This is a genomic window from Flavobacterium sp. CF136, assembly GCF_000282055.1.
In the GTDB taxonomy this organism is placed as follows: Bacteria; Bacteroidota; Bacteroidia; order Flavobacteriales; family Flavobacteriaceae; genus Flavobacterium.
The window spans coordinates 94,833-111,025 of the sequence record NZ_AKJZ01000018.1; the positions used below are offsets into that span (position 1 = coordinate 94,833).

Genomic DNA, 16,193 nt, shown 5'->3' on the forward strand with positions numbered 1-16,193 from the left:
ATTAAATTTGAATAACTAATTATAAAAACCTCATTTTATGGAAATTAACTTTATTGCATTGCTTGTTGCTGCTATCGTAACGCTTGTTGTCGGATTCATCTGGTATCATCCAAAAGTTTTCGGAACAATCTGGATGAAAGAAAATAACTTTACAGTAGAAGACCTTAAAAAAGGGAGTATGCTCAAAATATTTGGGTTAACCTACCTTTTTTCATTAATGATTACAATGATATTAATGGCATTAACAATTCATCAGTCAGGAGCATTCGGAATGGTTGGCGGACCACCGATGCTGGACCATGTAAAACCGTCTTTTACTGCTTTTATGGCTGATTATGGAACGGCGTATCGAACTTTTAAACATGGGGCCCTTCACGGTTTTATGGCTGGTTTATTTTTTGCCTTACCATTAATTGGAATTAATGGTCTTTTTGAAAGAAAGTCATGGAAATACATCTTAATTCATGCAGGTTTTTGGGCAGTATGCTTAACGCTCATGGGTGGTATAGTATGTGCATTTGCATAAATCATAAAAATCAAATCCGTTTGAAATTGAAAAATCAAACGGATTTTTTTAATAATACCTCAAACCAAAGGAGTTATTATAAATATTACTTAATTTTGGAGAAATTAGCACACACTTTTGAATACAACTTATTCTTTCGAAATATACAATAGCGTTTCCTTATTGCCTTTAGAATGGAATTCGCTCACTACAGATAATATTTTTTTGACAAGGGAATACCTGGAAGTACTTGAAAATTCTTCTCCGGTAAATATGATTTGTCATTTTATCGGAATTTTTGAAGAAAAAAAACTTATTGGAATTGCTTTAACGCAATTTTTATTTGCAGAAAAACTGAATTCCTTCGGAGATCGCGATCAATGTTTTAAGACCTCTGTTCGTAATTTCGCCTTTAAGAATTTTGCTTCATATGTATTATTCGTTGGCAACAATATGCTGACGGGACAAAATGCCTTTGCTTTTGATAAAAATGCAAAACAGTCCAAAGCAATTAAAACACTCCATAAAGCAATTAATCAGCTTAAGAAAGATTTAAAAGCGAAAGGGAAAAAAGTTCACATAACCAGCATAAAAGATTTTACAGCAACAGATATTGAGCCATTCCAAGCTGAATTTAAAAACAATTATACGTTTTCGACACAACCCAACATGATTTTTGAAATCAATGAAAATTGGAAGACCGAACAGGATTATATTGATGCGCTCTCAAAAAAATACCGTGACCAGTATAAACGTGCCCGAAAAAAATCTGACGGAATCGTAAAACAAAAAATGACTTTATCAGACATCAAAAAATATGAAGATATAATCTATGATTTATATTTTCATGTGGCAAAAAATGCGCCTTTCAATACTTTTTTCCTGGCTCGAAATCACTTTAGTTTTTTTAAAGAAATCATGAAAGATGACTTTTTACTTTATGGTTATTTTTTAGATAAAAAATTAGTTGGCTTCAATACATTAATAAAAAATGGGGACACCATGGATACCTACTTTTTAGGATATGATGAAACTGTTCAACGTGAAAAAATGCTGTATTTAAATATGTTATACGACATGATTGGGTATTCTGTTAAAAAAGGTTTTAAAAAAATTATTTTTGCAAGAACCGCACTGGAAATTAAAAGTTCTGTTGGCGCAAAACCTGTAAAAATGTATGGATTAATTACACACAGTAATGCTTTAATCAATCATAATATTGGCAGGTTTTTTAATTATCTGGAACCAAAAACGAATTGGCAGGAACGAAATCCTTTTAAATAAAACAAAGTTAAGGAATTGCTATTTTCATTTGTTTGTGCAGAATATGGATTTCTAATAAACTCTGAGCACCACAATATTCTCCATCAATTTGAAAATTAACCGGATAATCTGTTTTTATAGTCGCTTTGTCTGTCGAAATTATGACAATATCATCAGAATCGATCGGCATATTGCCCGCAATTATTTTTCCAATTAATAATAAATCCAGGCTTTTCAAAATTATCAATTCAAATTTTCCGTCGTTCATTACACCATACGGATTTATCGTTACGCCAGTTCCATATTTTTGAGAATTAGCAATCACGATCATTCTTGCCGGGTGCACTATAGTTTCCTTATTTGCTGTAATTGTAGCTACAAAAGGTTCATTAGAATCTACGAGAGTTGTATATGCTTGTAAAGCATAGCCCCAAAATCCTCTCAAATCACTTTCTTCGTAGTTTTTAACTAAATCTGCATTGATACCAATATCGCTTAAGTGAATGCTTTTTTTTCCGTTGATACAAATCATATCCATTTCGATATAATCATTAAAAAAGGCAATTTTTAAGTTCTCCTCGATTGTATTTGGCAAATTCAAATCGACAGACAAGCCATTAGCTGAGCCTGCAGGCAGAATTCCGATTACAACATCATAAGCTTCCATTGCTTCGGCTACCATTTTTATGGTTCCGTCTCCGCCTGCGACAATAATTCGTTGCGGCAGATATTGATTGTAAAGCTTTTGAATTTCCTTTATATCATTTTTACCCTTAGTTTCATATACTTCCAGATGAAAATGATTTGTATCCGAAAACTCGCCCACAACCGTTATTAAATCTGATTTATCCAGATCGCCCGAAATAGGGTTTACCACAAAGATTATATTCTTTTTCAAAATTTAATTTTTAAAACTGATTAAAAATAATTAATTTACAGTACTCTATAAAAGTACATAATTAATGAAACCAATTTTACAATTATATCGCGGTTATGCCAATGAACAGGAATTAATTGTAATGGGACATGTTTTCAAAACATTGTATGATTATGATTTTCAGAAGAAAAACTTTAAAAATGCCACTTCAATAGTTAGCTTATTCAGGATAAAAACCATTAAAAATTTTGATGTTTATCTTAAATATGAAGGCCAGGAAATCCATACTAAAACCTTGGATGACGGTTATTTTAAATTTTGCATTCCTCTTAAAAAAGAATCTCATTTTGGATGGATTGAATACGAAGTAAGCATAAAACATAAAAATGAAATTATTACCGTAAAAGGCAGTTTCATCAGACCTCATAAAGGAAATCTTGGAATTATATCAGATATTGATGATACTTTCCTGATATCACATACCCGTAATATATTCAGAAAAATATACATCCTATTGTTTAAAAGTGTTAATGATCGTAAGGTCTTTAAAGATGTTGTACCTCATTATCAAGCATTAAGTTCAGCCGGAAGAAACAATAAAGATGAGCAAAATGCTTTTTTTTATATTTCGAGCAGCGAATGGAATCTTTACCGATTTATTGTGAAATTTACCAAAATACATCAACTGCCCAGAGCTGTAATTTTATTGAAAGATATAAAAAGAGGTATTACCGATTTTTTCTTCAGCGGAAGAGGTAATCACAATCATAAATTTGATAAAATAAAGCACGTTTTAGAATTTTATCCGAATCTTAAATATGTTTTGCTGGGAGATGATTCACAACATGATCCTTTTTTATATGAACAGATCTGTAAAATATTCCCTGTGACTGTAAAAGCAGTTTATATCAGACAAACTGGCAAGTATAAAAAAGAAACAACAAAAATTATTTTGAAAAACTTAGAAGATTTGGATGTTTCCGTTTGTTATTTTAAAGACAGCAGTGAAGCTATTTTGCACTCGAAATCTATTGGAATTATTAAGTGATTTTTTTGAAAATTGAAGATTATAAAATGGGACTGAAAACTGAGACTGTCACCGTTTACTAAAAATTTGAAAGTCTATTGAAAACGATTAGCCCTAGCCCAGATTATAGAGAAAAGCCCGGAGCTAAAAAAACTAATTTTTATTACCGGAAAACAGCGACCAGCGGAAGCTCGTTTTATGGTATAGAAAAATAGTTTTTTTAGTGAGGACTTGTAACGGAAAGCTGGATTAGCTCCCGAAAATCATCTTAAACGTTGAAATTATCTATTTCTTCCTGAACAATTTCCCAATCCAGAAGCAATTGATCAAGATCTGCTTTCTTTTTATTATATGCAGTAAAAAACGAAGCGTCTTCGATATGTTTGTCATAATTAGAAGCCAACATTTTATCATCATGCTGAATGTCTTTTTCTAATTGTTTAATCTGGCTTTCGACCTTACTCAATTTATTTTGTAATGCTTTGCCTTTTTTCTGATCCTCATATGAAGTTTTATTGCTTTCTTTTGGAGCAGCAGCTTTTGCAACATCTTTTTTCTCAACTTCACGCATATTTTCAAGATTGCGTTGTTCTAAGAAATAATTGATATCACCTAAATATTCTTTTATCTTTTGATCTTTGAACTCATAAACGATGTTAGACATTCCCTGAAGAAAATCCCTGTCATGTGAAACCAGTAATAAAGTACCGCCGAATTTTTGAAGAGCAGCTTTTAAAACGTTTTTAGATTTGATATCTAAGTGGTTCGTAGGCTCATCCATCAGCAAAACATTGATTGGCTGTAACAATAATTTACAAAGTGCCAAACGATTTCTCTCACCTCCCGAAAGTACTTTTACCTTTTTCTCAACATCGTCACCACGGAACAAAAACGACCCTAACATATCCCGAACCTTAGAACGATTCGTGTCCATTGCAGCATCTTCCATGGTTTGAAGCAAAGTAATTTCACCATCAAGATATTCGGCCTGGTTTTGTGCAAAATAACCCAACTGAACGTTATGTCCTAATTTAATGCTCCCCTGATATTTGAATTCGTTGACAATCGCTTTGATAAAAGTTGATTTCCCCTGACCGTTCTGTCCAACAAAAGCAATTTTACTTCCACGTTCAACCAATAAATTAATATCCTTCAGAATTACTTTCTCATCATAGGCTTTTGTAACATTTTCAGCTTCTACCACTACTCTTCCAGGCTCTTTTGATACAGGAAAAGAAATATTCATTACAGAATTGTCGTCTTCATCAACTTCAATTCGTTCTACTTTATCTAATTTTTTAATCAACGATTGCGCCATCGAGGCTTTGGAAGCTTTCGCACGGAATTTCTCGATTAATTTTTCAGTTTCTTCAATTTTTTTTGCCTGATTTTTTTGAGTAGCTAATTGCTTCTCGCGAATTTCATGACGCAATTCTAAATATTGAGAATAGGGTTTATTGAAATCGTATGCTTTTCCTAAAGAAATTTCTATCGTACGATTCGTTACATTATCAAGGAACATTTTATCGTGCGATACAATCACTACAACACCGGGATAATTACGCAAGAAATTTTCTAACCAAATAATACTTTCAATATCCAGGTGATTCGTAGGTTCATCCAGAAGCAAAATATCATTTGCCTGCAATAATAATTTAGCTAATTCGATACGCATTCTCCAACCTCCTGAAAATGTTTCAGTCTGGTTATCAAAAACTTCTCTTTTGAATCCTAATCCTAAAAGAATCTTCTCTGTATCTCCAACATAATTATAACCTCCTAAAAGCTCAAAACGATGTGTGTAATCAGATAAATCTTCAATAATCTGGCTGTATTCTTCACTTTCATAATCAGTTCTTGTAACCAATTGATGATTGATTTTTTCTAATTTTTTCTCAACAATTTTAATATCTGTAAAAGCTTCATAAGCCTCTTCAAGTACAGTTCTTCCTTGTTCAAAATCAATATCCTGGCGCAAGAATCCCATTCGAACTTCTTTTTCTGTGGCAATTTGCCCGGAATCCGGTTTAAAATCCCCAGCAAGAATTTTTAGCATAGTTGATTTTCCCGCACCATTTTTCCCAACAAGTCCAACACGGTCTCCGGCACCCAAACGAAAAGTAACTTCTTCGAACAAATAAGAACCTCCAAAAGAAACCGATAAATTATGTATATTAAGCATGTAATGTTATTTTATAACTAATTGATTGTGTAAATTTACACTCCCGAATCAATAGGTAATTTAATTTTTTGCAAATGTTAAAAAAAGGATCCAAACTAAATAGTATTTTAACAGGAAGTTGTCCAAAATGTCAAAATGAAAGTATGTATTCCGACAAAAATCCACTCCATTTGACTAAAGTTCTCAAAATGAACGAAAAATGTAGTCATTGCGGATTAAAATATCAAATAGAACCTTCTTTTTTTTATGGTGCAATGTATGTCAGTTATGGATTAAATGTTGCTACTGGAATAGCAGCTTTTATTGTTTCATTTGTATTTTTAAAAACTACAATTGAGCAATCTTTTTTAGCCATAATTATCACTTTGATAGTATTATTTCCGTTTGTTTTGCGTCTTTCCAGAAACATCTACATTAACATGTTTGTTTCATATGATCCAAACGCAAAGAAATAACAACAAAACTATTTTCTTTTTTTATAAAATCGATTTATATCAATCGTAGGATCTAACGGAATTTTATTTTCGATTAAGTTAAATAAATCTTTTGCCATTGCTGGTCCCAGCATAACACCACGAGTTCCTAAACCGTTCAGGATATGCAATGATTTATACACATCATGAGTTCCTATAATTGGTCTTCGGTCTTTAACAGTGGGTCTTACACCTCCAAAATGCGAAACAATTTCGAAATCACAATCAATGATTTCTTTAATACGTTCAATTAACTCTGCTTTTCCCTCTTCTGTTGGCACATCTGTTTTATCTTTCCAATTATATGTTGCACCAACTTTAAATAAATCATTTCCTAAAGGCAAAATAAAGACGCTGGTATTGACAATAACATCTAAATCAAGGTCTGGAGCCTTTATAATAAATAGCTCGCCTTTAGTGCCATCAAGAGGTAAATCCTGAAAAAAAGGATTTGCATGTAAACCAAAACCTTCTGCAAAAATTACATTCCGAACATGGTAATCTTTATATTCAACAAAATCTTCCTGAAAAACTAATTCAGAATGATCAAATCTTTCCTGAAGCAATAGGTTATCCTTAATTAAATAGTCATGGTATTTATCTAATAAAAGTGCTGTATCTACATAACCTGTATGTAAGACTTCTCCATAATCAAAAGGAGAATCGATCCCCGCATATTTTTTAAAATTTATTTTTGTAGAAAGAAAAGGAGACAACAAAGGCTTATCAGAAGCTGAAAACCAATTATTCTGTTCTTCAATAGAAAAAAATTTTCTCAAGATAGGAAGCTTAAAATTAAATTTTGCTTGTAGTTTATCTTCAACACGGCTATAGAATTCTTCCATTAATATCAATTGTTCCTGTGCATTCCAAACTTCACTAAACCGTTTTAAAATAACAGGATTATACAACCCTCCTGCTACTTTGGAGGAAACTTGAGATTTATCATCAATGACCAAAATAGTTTTATTGTTCTTAAGCGCCAATTCGGCAAACGAAATTCCGGCTAATCCGGAACCTACAATGAGATAATCAATCATATATTAATAAATAGGTAAAAAAAAAACTCTCACTACAAATGTAGTAAGAGTTTTTATATAATGTAATTTTAGAAACTTAGTAGTTCCACATGTCTTGTTCGAAATTACGAATTTTTTCTTTCACTCTTTCCGATTCTAATAACTGATCTTGTGCATTATCTTTCATGTATTCTTTGATCTCACGATCTCCGTACAAGTTTTCTTCTTTATACACAACAGCATTAAAACGTCTGGAATTCAAGATTTGATCGAATGAAATTGGAAGTGCTGAGTTATTATCATTAAAAGCTTTAGCTTCATGCAAAGCTTCTCTTGAATTTGGATAGAAAATCCAAAATAACTCAATATAATCTTTTTCATCACTGTTCATTGTATAAACATCGGGAGTTACAGGGCAAATTCCAAGTAAACGATATTTCAATTCACTTTGACGTTTGTCAAAATACCAGTATCCTTTTATTTTATACTGTGTAACATCCGCTGCAGTAAGATCTTGTTTTAAAATATATTCTGCAGGAACTGTTCTTGTTGCTCCAACTGTTTCATCAACATAAGTAACAACTCTATTTTTACCTTTACCAGTAACTACTTTTTTCTTAACAACATGTGTTTTATAATCATCCGGATATTGGTTGATTAACTCTCTACCAGCATCTGTTGTATCAATACGAGACAATGATCCTTCGATGTCTTTCAAAGATTTTTTAGTGTTGAAATAACTATCAGAATATACTTCCGTTATTTTGCCATTTTTCATAGCTTTCGTCAAAACATCATAAAGAGAACGTCTATCTGGACCAATATTGGCAGTATCTACCGGAAAATATAATGGAAAATTGATTTTTTCATTCAAATCAATAATCTCCCAAGTAGTTTTTCCCATCAACACATCTCTATCATCTACATAACCATAAGCTAAAGGCTTGTCGTTATCAGAGATAAGCTGTGCAGGAGTCTTAAGTCCTATCTGATCAGGTGTTTTTGCATTAAGCAAATTAGATTGCGCATTAGAAGCAAACCCTCCCGCGATAGAAACAATAGCTATTAAAAAATTTCTTACTTTCATCATGATATCATTATAAGATATTGAACGTAGTTTTATCTACTTTATTATTGTATTTCGTAAATTACCGGAGCAGTTCTTGGTAATAAATAACTACCAGCTCCAACAAGTTTTGTTTTAATTTCAGAAATAGTAACCTGATCTCCTTTACCTGCTTTAGAAAGTACTGATTTACATTGTGCATTTAATCTGTTACCACTAACAACAACTGTAGGTTGTCCGGTAATTTTTAAATTAAATCCAACAACATTTAAACCAACTTCAAAATCAAAATCTTCTAATTTAGCACCAATAGTAGCAATTTCTAAGTTAGATTTAGGGCCTTTAACAACACCTGTTTCACCTCTAATTGTACCAGTTGGACCAGGAATACCTTTAATTCTGAATGTTTTCTTATCTGTAACTTTATCTCCGTTTGGTAATGTCCCTGTAACAGAAATTGTAGCTTCTGTACCTGAACCAGGACTCATGTTATATTTTCCAGGTTTACCAGCAGAATTTAATCCCGGAGCACTTGCAACAATTTTGTTTGCATCAACACCAGCAAATGAAACAGAGATTGGGTTAACTACCCCTCTGTAAACAACATTCATTTTATCAGCAGAGATTGTAGCAGAGTTTGGTCTTGGTACAACTACATATTTTCCAGCGAATTTAAGAGGAATATTTTTTCCATCTTCCAAGAATGTAAATTGTCCATTAATATCTTGTTCTCCAACACCACCAGCAGTTAATGAAATAACAGCTTGTCCGTTAACAATTTGCCCAGGACCTTGGAATGAAGTTGGTTTTGTGTTTTCGTCGTAACGACCTAAAACCACTTTACCAGTAACTTTTTCTCCTTGGAAATAAGCATTTTTATCTAAAACAACAATCGCTTGATAATTACTATAAGAAGCAGCAGCAACCGCAGCTTTTCCTAAAGCAGCACTATAAACATCAGATTCTGCTTTCTCAACATCATTTTGCCATGCAGAAAGCTTAGCTAATGAAGCAACAGCAGGAAAACCTTTAAAGTGATAAGCTAAATATTTATCTTTTAATCCTTCTTTATTTGCAACATCAGAAACATCAAATTTTTTCTCAACTTCAGATATAATTGAAGCATACTTTTTATCTGTTCCTAAAGCTGCCTTTATATCAGCCTTATATTTTTCGATTTTAGAAATGATATCTTTCCCTTTGGCAGTATATCCTTCACCAGTAAACCAGTTGTCGATATTATCACCTTTGTCCATCGATTCATAAGGTAATTTTCCTGTTTCCTTGTCTGTTTCAAATCCTTTTAAAACATCACCTTTTAAACCACCGATGTATGCATAAAATTCTTTTGAAATCGTTTCTACTTTATGAGCTGTGACTGCAGCAATTGCAAATTCACCTTTTGCCTCAGCAGCTTTTTGATCTAAAGACGACAATAGACCGGCATTTGTTTGCACTGAAGAAGTATTAGCGCTTTCAAATTTTTCATTCATTAAGCCAAAAGCAGATAAAACTTCTTTTGACATATTCATTGCTAACATTGCGATGAAAACCAGATACATCAGGTTAATCATCTTCTGTCTAGGGGTTAATTTTCCTCCTGCCATTTTTTTCTAATTAGTTTTTATTAATAATTTTAATATATAGTTAAAAACTAATTATCCTTTGTTACTCATTGCAGAAAGCATACCACCGTAAACATTGTTTAAAGAAGCAATATTAGCAGTCATAGATTGCATTTGCTCTTTTAATTTAGATGCATTATCAGCAATTTCGCTGTTTGCTTGTGCGTTTCTTGAAGCACTTTCTAATTGTAATTTATATAAACCGTTTAATGATTCCATTTGAGCAGCAGCCGTAGACAATTCCTCAGCATATTTCTTTTGTCCTGCAATAGAATCTACTGTTGGGGAAATTGCTTTAGCAGCTCCTTCGAAATTTTTAATACTGTTTCCTAAGCTTGACATTAATTCTCCGTCAATTTTAGCTTCTTTAAGCATTGCATCTAATTTTTGAGACAACAATCCTTGAGCATCAGTTGGAGTTTCAACTTTATCCGCTTTCTTTTTTGCCTGACCATTTGCCAACTCAGGATACACAAGAGTCCAATCTAATTCGTCTTCTACAGGTTCAAAAGCCGATAGTGCAAAAATTAACGCCTCTGTAACTAGTCCTACTGAAAGCATTAGAGTACCTGTTAAAGGTCCAATCTCAAAGTGAGTAATTTTGAATAATGCTCCAATAATTACTACTGCCGCTCCCATACCATAAGCGAAATTCATTGCTTTTTTACTTAATAATGCCATAATAATACTTTTTTTTTAGGTTTTAAATAGATTTGGTTATTGAATTGAATTTAATTTACTTTTTTTTATTTCCAGTTACCTGAGTTCCCATATAATCCTGTACGGTTCTAAACCCGATATAACTTCTTGCAGAATCAGCATATTCATGATCACGAGTACCTACTTGTAAAAAATAAGCAACATCTTTCCAAGAACCGCCACGAACAACTTTTCTTTGATTATTTCCATCAATCACATTTGGATTCATTGTGGAAACATATTCATAAGCATTTGAATTATATGCTGAATCTGTCCACTCCGAAACGTTTCCAGCCATGTTATATAAACCATAACCATTTACCTCATACGACTTAGCCTCAACTGTATACAAAGCTTCATCCGCAGCATAATCTCCCCTGCTAGGTTTGAAGTTAGCTAAGAAACAACCTCTGTCACTCTTAGTATAGGGACCTCCCCAAGGATAAGTAGCAGATTCCAGACCTCCTCTTGCAGCATACTCCCATTCTGCCTCTGTTGGCAATCTGAATGCATTAACTAAGTCACGTCCTTTTTTCTTAGATTTTATATAACTGTTTTTATTTAAGGTTCTCCATGCACAAAATGCTTTTGCTTGTTTCCAGGTCACTCCAACTACAGGATAATCTCCATAAGCCTTATGCCAGAAATAATCATTATGCATTGGCTCATTATATGAGTAAGCAAAATCTTTAATCCAAACTGTTGTATCAGGGTAAACTTTTATTTCTTCAGTTTTTACGAAGTCTTTTCTTTTACCAACTTTAGCTTTTGCTGCAGCCTGAATATCCATCCAGGAATAACGGAATTTCAATTTATTCACATCAACAGTTCTCAAACCATTATATGATTCTTCTATTGGCAAATACATAGAATCCATTACTTCAGTGTAATATTCATCCGGATATGCCTTAGTATCTTTTATTAATTTAACTTTTTTATTTAGTTTTCTTCCGGCATAAGGATCATCTTTTGTTCCTACACTATAATAATTATCATACATATACTTATCATAAGCTGTCATTTTATCCGGCTCAGAATCATTAAATGCATAATCAGCAATACTACCGGCATTTTTACCTTTGCCAGTTGCAGCTCCTGCTCCAGCTTTTTGCCCTGTTTCATCAGCAAGAATAGCTAAACGAACTCTCATTGTAGAATCTCTTACCCATTCTACAAACTGACGATATTCAGAATTTGTAATTTCAGTTTCATCCATATAAAAAGAACGAACTGTTACAGTTTTTGTAGGAGCATCTTCTACTGCAGCTAAATCATCATCAGCCTTACCCATGATAAAAGATCCACCAGGAACCAAAGTCATTCCATAAGGCTTTTCAGGATGCCATTTTCCTCCTTGCACACCTACTAATTCGCCTTTATCACCGGATTTACCACAGCCAATTACTAGTGTTAACATTGTCGCAAATGCAATAAACTTCTTCATATAAATTTGGGATTTCTATTCATTATTATAAGTCGTAAACGTATTTATTATTTTTTAAAAAAACAATACTATATCTATATTTATTTCAGGGCTCAAAATTAATGTTAAAAAAAATAAAAAAAAAATATTTTATTAATAAACTGTGAAAAACAACCCTCATAAAACGTTAAATTTTACGATATATAGATTTATTTCCAATAAAAGCAACAAAGCAAAATCATTTTAAATCAAAAAACTAAAACTTTTAGCTGCAAATGATAGCTACAAAGCATTTTTTCTTTGCGCTTTCCACCATCTTTCCGGTAATTCCTGATTACATGCGCATAAATATTCATCATATGAACAAGGTAACAACGTATTCCTTTTCAATTTATTGCTTCCATTTGACAAAAAGGGAATCTCAATCCACCAACGATCTGTTTTATCACTTTTATAAAAAACGAGTTCTTCATTTTCAAGTGGAACAATATATTTTAAATAAGTTGCTCTGCTTCCAAATGGATATTCCTTAGAACGATAATGATATCCTTCAATAAAATACCAAACTATTTGAGCAATTATAACGGATTCCGGCATCGTACTATTATGATTAAAAATCCCTAACGAGGAAACTTTATCACTAATACCGGCGTATCTTGCCAAAGAACAAATCTCTTTTCCGTTAAAACCATTCGGTTCAAAAGAAACAGTATTTCCAGAATCAGAAGACTTTACCGAATTTAAATCAATACTAACTAAATCAGCATCTCTAAAAACCGGCTCTGCCAAAGTAATCTTATTTGAAATTTCGCCTAAACGATAGGCATCAAAGAACAACTTTTCAATTAAATCAATTTCTTCCTGAGAATTGTAATAAGTCTGATACCCAATATTACAATAGTTAAAAAGATTATTAGGCTCATCAATTATGATTTTTGTCAGATAAGAATTAGCCGAAACCAATTCGTTTTCTTTACCAAAATCAAATCTATTATCTACAGAAACCATATTTACCATTTGCTCCAAATCGTCATAAGCACGATACAAAGCATAGGTCAAATCCTGAGAACCTCCCAAAACTATCGGAATAACTCTGTTCTTAATTAAAGCAGATGTTACTTTTTTAAGTGCAAAATAGGTATCCTCTACTGAATCCCCTGCCAGAATATCTCCCAAATCAGCAATAGACGCATCCCAATTTCCGGGAAACATTCCATAAAGCTTTTTACGAACAGCAGTCAGGTTTACTTCATTAACAATATCAATATTTCTACGATCTTCTAAAACACCAACAATTGCGATATTTATTTTACTGATATCAGGGAATTGATTCTGGGTATGAAAAGCAACTTTGCTACCCAATTCCTGTGAAGACAACGAACTAACGAATTTTAAAATCCCGTCGTTAACTGGTTCTAGAAAATCAAATTCCATTTTTATTTCTTTTTAGCAGCTGTTTTTTTAGCTGGGGCTTTCTTAGCGGTTGTCGCTTTTTTTGCCGGTGTTTTTTTTGCCGGTGTTTTTTTGGCAATCATCTCCTGAACCTCTGCCAATGTTAACTTTGCAGCGTCAACATCTTTACTCAATTCAATCTTGATTTTGCCTTTTGTAATAACAGAGCGTCCCCAACGTGCTTTTTCAACCAAAATCCCTTCATCCTCCCAATTATGGAGAACTTTATCTATATTTTTCTGTAATTTATCTTCAATTAACTCTTCAACATTAGCTTGCGATAAATTATCAAAATCGTATTTTTTACTCACATTCACAAAAAGACCGTTCCACTTAATAAAAGGACCAAAACGCCCTGTACCTTTCTGAACTGATTCACCTTTGTAAATTGCAATTGGTGCATCTGCGAGTGCTTTTTCGTCAATTAATTCCTGAGCTCTTTCTTTAGAAACCCCTAACGGATCTTCTCCTCTGGGCAATGAAATAAAAACACTTCCATGTCGTACATAAGGGCCGTAACGACCATTACTTACTTCTACTTCTTCTCCTTTATAATCACCTAAACTTTTAGGCAATAAAAATAAATTCAGTGCATCTTCTAATGTAATGTTTCCGATATTCTGATCAGCCATTAAACTGGCAAACTTTTTATCTTCATCATCTGCTTCTCCAATTTGAGCCATTGGGCCAAATTTCCCTAAACGAACAGAAACCTGTCTTCCATTAGCATCTTTCCCTAAAATTCTTTCCCCGCTTTCACGTTCAGCATTAGCTTCAACTTCTTTTACATTTGGATGGAATTTATCGTAGAATTCCTGCATCATGGTTGCCCAATCAATATTTCCTTCAGCAATTTCATCAAAATCCTGCTCTACTTTTGCAGTAAAATTATAATCCAGGATATTTCCGAAATTCTTAACAAGGAAATCAGTAACAATAGTTCCGATATCAGTTGGAACTAATTTTCCTTTATCTGAACCTGTATTTTCTTTAAGCAGTTTTTCTCCAACTTTGCTGTTTTGCAAAGTAAGTTGTGTATAATTACGTTCCTGACCTTCAAGAGTTCCTTTCTCAACATAATTTCTGTTGATAATAGTAGAAATAGTTGGTGCATACGTAGACGGACGCCCGATTCCTAATTCTTCTAGTTTTTTTACCAATGAAGCTTCTGTATAACGTGCAGGCGGTCTTGAATATCTTTCGGTAGCCGTGATATAATTATTCGCTAATTTTTCATTTACTTTTAATGCCGGAAGCATTCCTTCTTGTTCTTCTTCGTCATCATCATGACCTTCAAGATACACTTTTAGAAAACCTTCAAAAAGCAAAACTTCTCCTGAAGCGGTAAAAATTTCACTATGATTATTAGCTTCAATTTTTACGTTTGTTCTCTCTAACTGTGCATCACTCATTTGAGATGCCAAAGTTCTTTTCCAGATCAAATCGTACAAACGCGCCTGATCACGATCAATGTTTACGGTATGGCGTGACATATCTGTCGGACGAATTGCTTCGTGCGCTTCTTGTGCTCCTTTACTTTTTGTAGCAAAAGTTCGGGGTTTAGAAAATTCTTTCCCGTATGATTTTATAATTTCAGCCTCAGCAGCATCCATAGCTTCTTTAGAAAGATTTACACTATCGGTTCTCATATAAGTAATAAGTCCCGCTTCGTATAAACGCTGTGCCAGCTGCATTGTGATTCCAACCGGCAAATACAATTTTCTGGCTGCTTCCTGTTGAAGCGTAGAAGTTGTAAAAGGTGCTGTTGGAGATTTTTTGGTAGGTTTAGTTTCTAAATCTGCTACCTTATAGATAGAACCTATATTTTGTTTTAAAAAATCTTCGGCTTCTTTTTTTGTATTGAAATTTTTTGGCAATTTGGCTTTGAAAGCTTTTCCGGCTTCATTCACAAATTCTGCTACAACTGAATAGCTTGCAATCGCATTAAAATTCTGAATTTCACGTTCTCTCTCTACAATCAATCGAACAGAAACAGATTGTACACGTCCTGCAGATAGTCCGCCTTTAATTTTTCTCCATAAAACCGGAGATAATTCGTAACCTACCAAACGATCTAAAACACGACGTGCCTGTTGTGCATTTACTAAATTATAATCAATTTCTCTTGGATTATCGATTGCCTTAAGAATCGCAGATTTGGTAATTTCGTGAAAAACAATTCGCTTGGTTTTTTTAGTATCTAATTTTAACTCTTCCGCAAGATGCCATGAAATAGCTTCTCCCTCGCGGTCCTCATCACTCGCTAACCAAACCATTTCGGCATTTTTAGCTAGTGTTTTCAATTTACTTACTAAAGCTTTTTTATCTGAAGAAACTTCGTATTTAGGTTTGAATCCATTTTCTACATCTACTCCAATTTCCTTAGATGGCAAGTCTGCTATGTGACCATAACTTGACTCTACCTGAAAATCGCTTCCTAGAAATTTCTCTATCGTTTTCGCCTTTGCAGGTGATTCCACTATTACTAAATTCTTTGCCATTGCTCTATTTTTCTGCAACAAAAGTAGAAGTTTTTTTTAAATATCAACCTTGATAATTTATTTTTAAGGTATTTTGATATT

At 33.2% G+C, this 16,193-nt stretch carries 13 protein-coding genes; 4 read left to right on the forward strand and 9 right to left on the reverse strand.

Annotation, left to right across the window (positions count from 1 at the left end):
• Positions 1-37: 37 nt before the first annotated feature.
• Positions 38-526, forward strand: coding sequence for a DUF1761 domain-containing protein (locus tag PMI10_RS08115; protein ID WP_007806532.1), 489 nt, complete (start codon positions 38-40; stop codon positions 524-526).
• Positions 527-643: 117 nt separating this feature from the next.
• Positions 644-1,789: a peptidogalycan biosysnthesis protein gene (locus PMI10_RS08120; protein ID WP_007806534.1), complete on the forward strand. Its 1,146-nt coding sequence runs from the start codon at positions 644-646 to the stop codon at positions 1,787-1,789.
• Between the two features lie 7 nt (positions 1,790-1,796).
• Here PMI10_RS08120 and PMI10_RS08125 read toward each other — a convergent pair whose 3' ends face one another.
• The gene (locus tag PMI10_RS08125) at positions 1,797-2,666 is read right to left on the reverse strand and encodes a diacylglycerol/lipid kinase family protein (RefSeq protein WP_007806536.1); all 870 of its coding nucleotides are present in this window, start codon (positions 2,664-2,666) and stop codon (positions 1,797-1,799) included.
• A gap of 64 nt (positions 2,667-2,730) precedes the next feature.
• Between PMI10_RS08125 and PMI10_RS08130 the strand changes: the two genes are divergently transcribed.
• Positions 2,731-3,693, forward strand: coding sequence for an App1 family protein (locus PMI10_RS08130; protein ID WP_007806539.1), 963 nt, complete (start codon positions 2,731-2,733; stop codon positions 3,691-3,693).
• A gap of 247 nt (positions 3,694-3,940) precedes the next feature.
• On the opposite strand, the gene abc-f is transcribed toward PMI10_RS08130, so the two are convergent.
• Positions 3,941-5,854: a ribosomal protection-like ABC-F family protein gene (gene abc-f / locus PMI10_RS08135; RefSeq protein ID WP_007806541.1), complete on the reverse strand. Its 1,914-nt coding sequence runs from the start codon at positions 5,852-5,854 to the stop codon at positions 3,941-3,943.
• A gap of 74 nt (positions 5,855-5,928) precedes the next feature.
• Here abc-f and PMI10_RS08140 point away from each other — a divergent pair, with 74 nt between their 5' ends.
• Positions 5,929-6,309 (forward strand): DUF983 domain-containing protein, encoded by a 381-nt coding sequence (locus PMI10_RS08140; RefSeq protein WP_007806543.1) that lies wholly within the window; start codon positions 5,929-5,931, stop codon positions 6,307-6,309.
• Between the two features lie 8 nt (positions 6,310-6,317).
• On the opposite strand, the gene PMI10_RS08145 is transcribed toward PMI10_RS08140, so the two are convergent.
• The 7 genes from PMI10_RS08145 to topA all read right to left on the reverse strand — a co-directional run bounded on the left by PMI10_RS08145 (position 6,318) and on the right by topA (position 16,112).
• The gene (locus tag PMI10_RS08145) at positions 6,318-7,367 is read right to left on the reverse strand and encodes an NAD(P)/FAD-dependent oxidoreductase (protein WP_007806545.1); all 1,050 of its coding nucleotides are present in this window, start codon (positions 7,365-7,367) and stop codon (positions 6,318-6,320) included.
• A 76-nt stretch (positions 7,368-7,443) separates the two neighbouring features.
• Positions 7,444-8,433 carry a type IX secretion system ring protein PorN/GldN gene (gldN, locus tag PMI10_RS08150; RefSeq protein WP_035631567.1) on the reverse strand — a complete coding sequence of 330 codons (990 nt, stop codon included), beginning with the start codon at positions 8,431-8,433 and terminating at the stop codon, positions 7,444-7,446.
• 44 nt (positions 8,434-8,477) lie between these two features.
• Entirely contained in the window at positions 8,478-10,019 is a 1,542-nt protein-coding gene (gene gldM, locus PMI10_RS08155; protein WP_007806550.1) for a type IX secretion system motor protein PorM/GldM, read from the reverse strand.
• 51 nt (positions 10,020-10,070) lie between these two features.
• Positions 10,071-10,718 (reverse strand): type IX secretion system motor protein PorL/GldL, encoded by a 648-nt coding sequence (gldL, locus tag PMI10_RS08160; RefSeq protein WP_007806553.1) that lies wholly within the window; start codon positions 10,716-10,718, stop codon positions 10,071-10,073.
• Positions 10,719-10,773: 55 nt separating this feature from the next.
• Positions 10,774-12,180 (reverse strand): type IX secretion system lipoprotein PorK/GldK, encoded by a 1,407-nt coding sequence (gldK, locus tag PMI10_RS08165; RefSeq protein WP_007806555.1) that lies wholly within the window; start codon positions 12,178-12,180, stop codon positions 10,774-10,776.
• A gap of 261 nt (positions 12,181-12,441) precedes the next feature.
• The gene (locus PMI10_RS08170) at positions 12,442-13,593 is read right to left on the reverse strand and encodes a formimidoylglutamase (protein WP_007806557.1); all 1,152 of its coding nucleotides are present in this window, start codon (positions 13,591-13,593) and stop codon (positions 12,442-12,444) included.
• Positions 13,594-13,595: 2 nt separating this feature from the next.
• The gene (gene topA / locus PMI10_RS08175) at positions 13,596-16,112 is read right to left on the reverse strand and encodes a type I DNA topoisomerase (protein WP_035631569.1); all 2,517 of its coding nucleotides are present in this window, start codon (positions 16,110-16,112) and stop codon (positions 13,596-13,598) included.
• Positions 16,113-16,193 lie beyond the last annotated feature (81 nt).

Bases quoted from the DNA above. Each gene is read 5' to 3' on its own strand.
- PMI10_RS08115 (WP_007806532.1), top strand. From the start codon at position 38: ATGGAAATTAACTTTATTGCATTGCTTGTTGCTGCTATCGTAACGCTT.
- PMI10_RS08130 (WP_007806539.1), top strand. From the start codon at position 2,731: ATGAAACCAATTTTACAATTATATCGCGGTTATGCCAATGAACAGGAA.
- abc-f (WP_007806541.1), bottom strand. From the start codon at position 5,854: ATGCTTAATATACATAATTTATCGGTTTCTTTTGGAGGTTCTTATTTG.
- PMI10_RS08140 (WP_007806543.1), top strand. From the start codon at position 5,929: ATGTTAAAAAAAGGATCCAAACTAAATAGTATTTTAACAGGAAGTTGT.
- PMI10_RS08145 (WP_007806545.1), bottom strand. From the start codon at position 7,367: ATGATTGATTATCTCATTGTAGGTTCCGGATTAGCCGGAATTTCGTTT.
- gldN (WP_035631567.1), bottom strand. From the start codon at position 8,433: ATGAAAGTAAGAAATTTTTTAATAGCTATTGTTTCTATCGCGGGAGGG.
- gldM (WP_007806550.1), bottom strand. From the start codon at position 10,019: ATGGCAGGAGGAAAATTAACCCCTAGACAGAAGATGATTAACCTGATG.
- gldL (WP_007806553.1), bottom strand. From the start codon at position 10,718: ATGGCATTATTAAGTAAAAAAGCAATGAATTTCGCTTATGGTATGGGA.
- gldK (WP_007806555.1), bottom strand. From the start codon at position 12,180: ATGAAGAAGTTTATTGCATTTGCGACAATGTTAACACTAGTAATTGGC.
- PMI10_RS08170 (WP_007806557.1), bottom strand. From the start codon at position 13,593: ATGGAATTTGATTTTCTAGAACCAGTTAACGACGGGATTTTAAAATTC.
- topA (WP_035631569.1), bottom strand. From the start codon at position 16,112: ATGGCAAAGAATTTAGTAATAGTGGAATCACCTGCAAAGGCGAAAACG.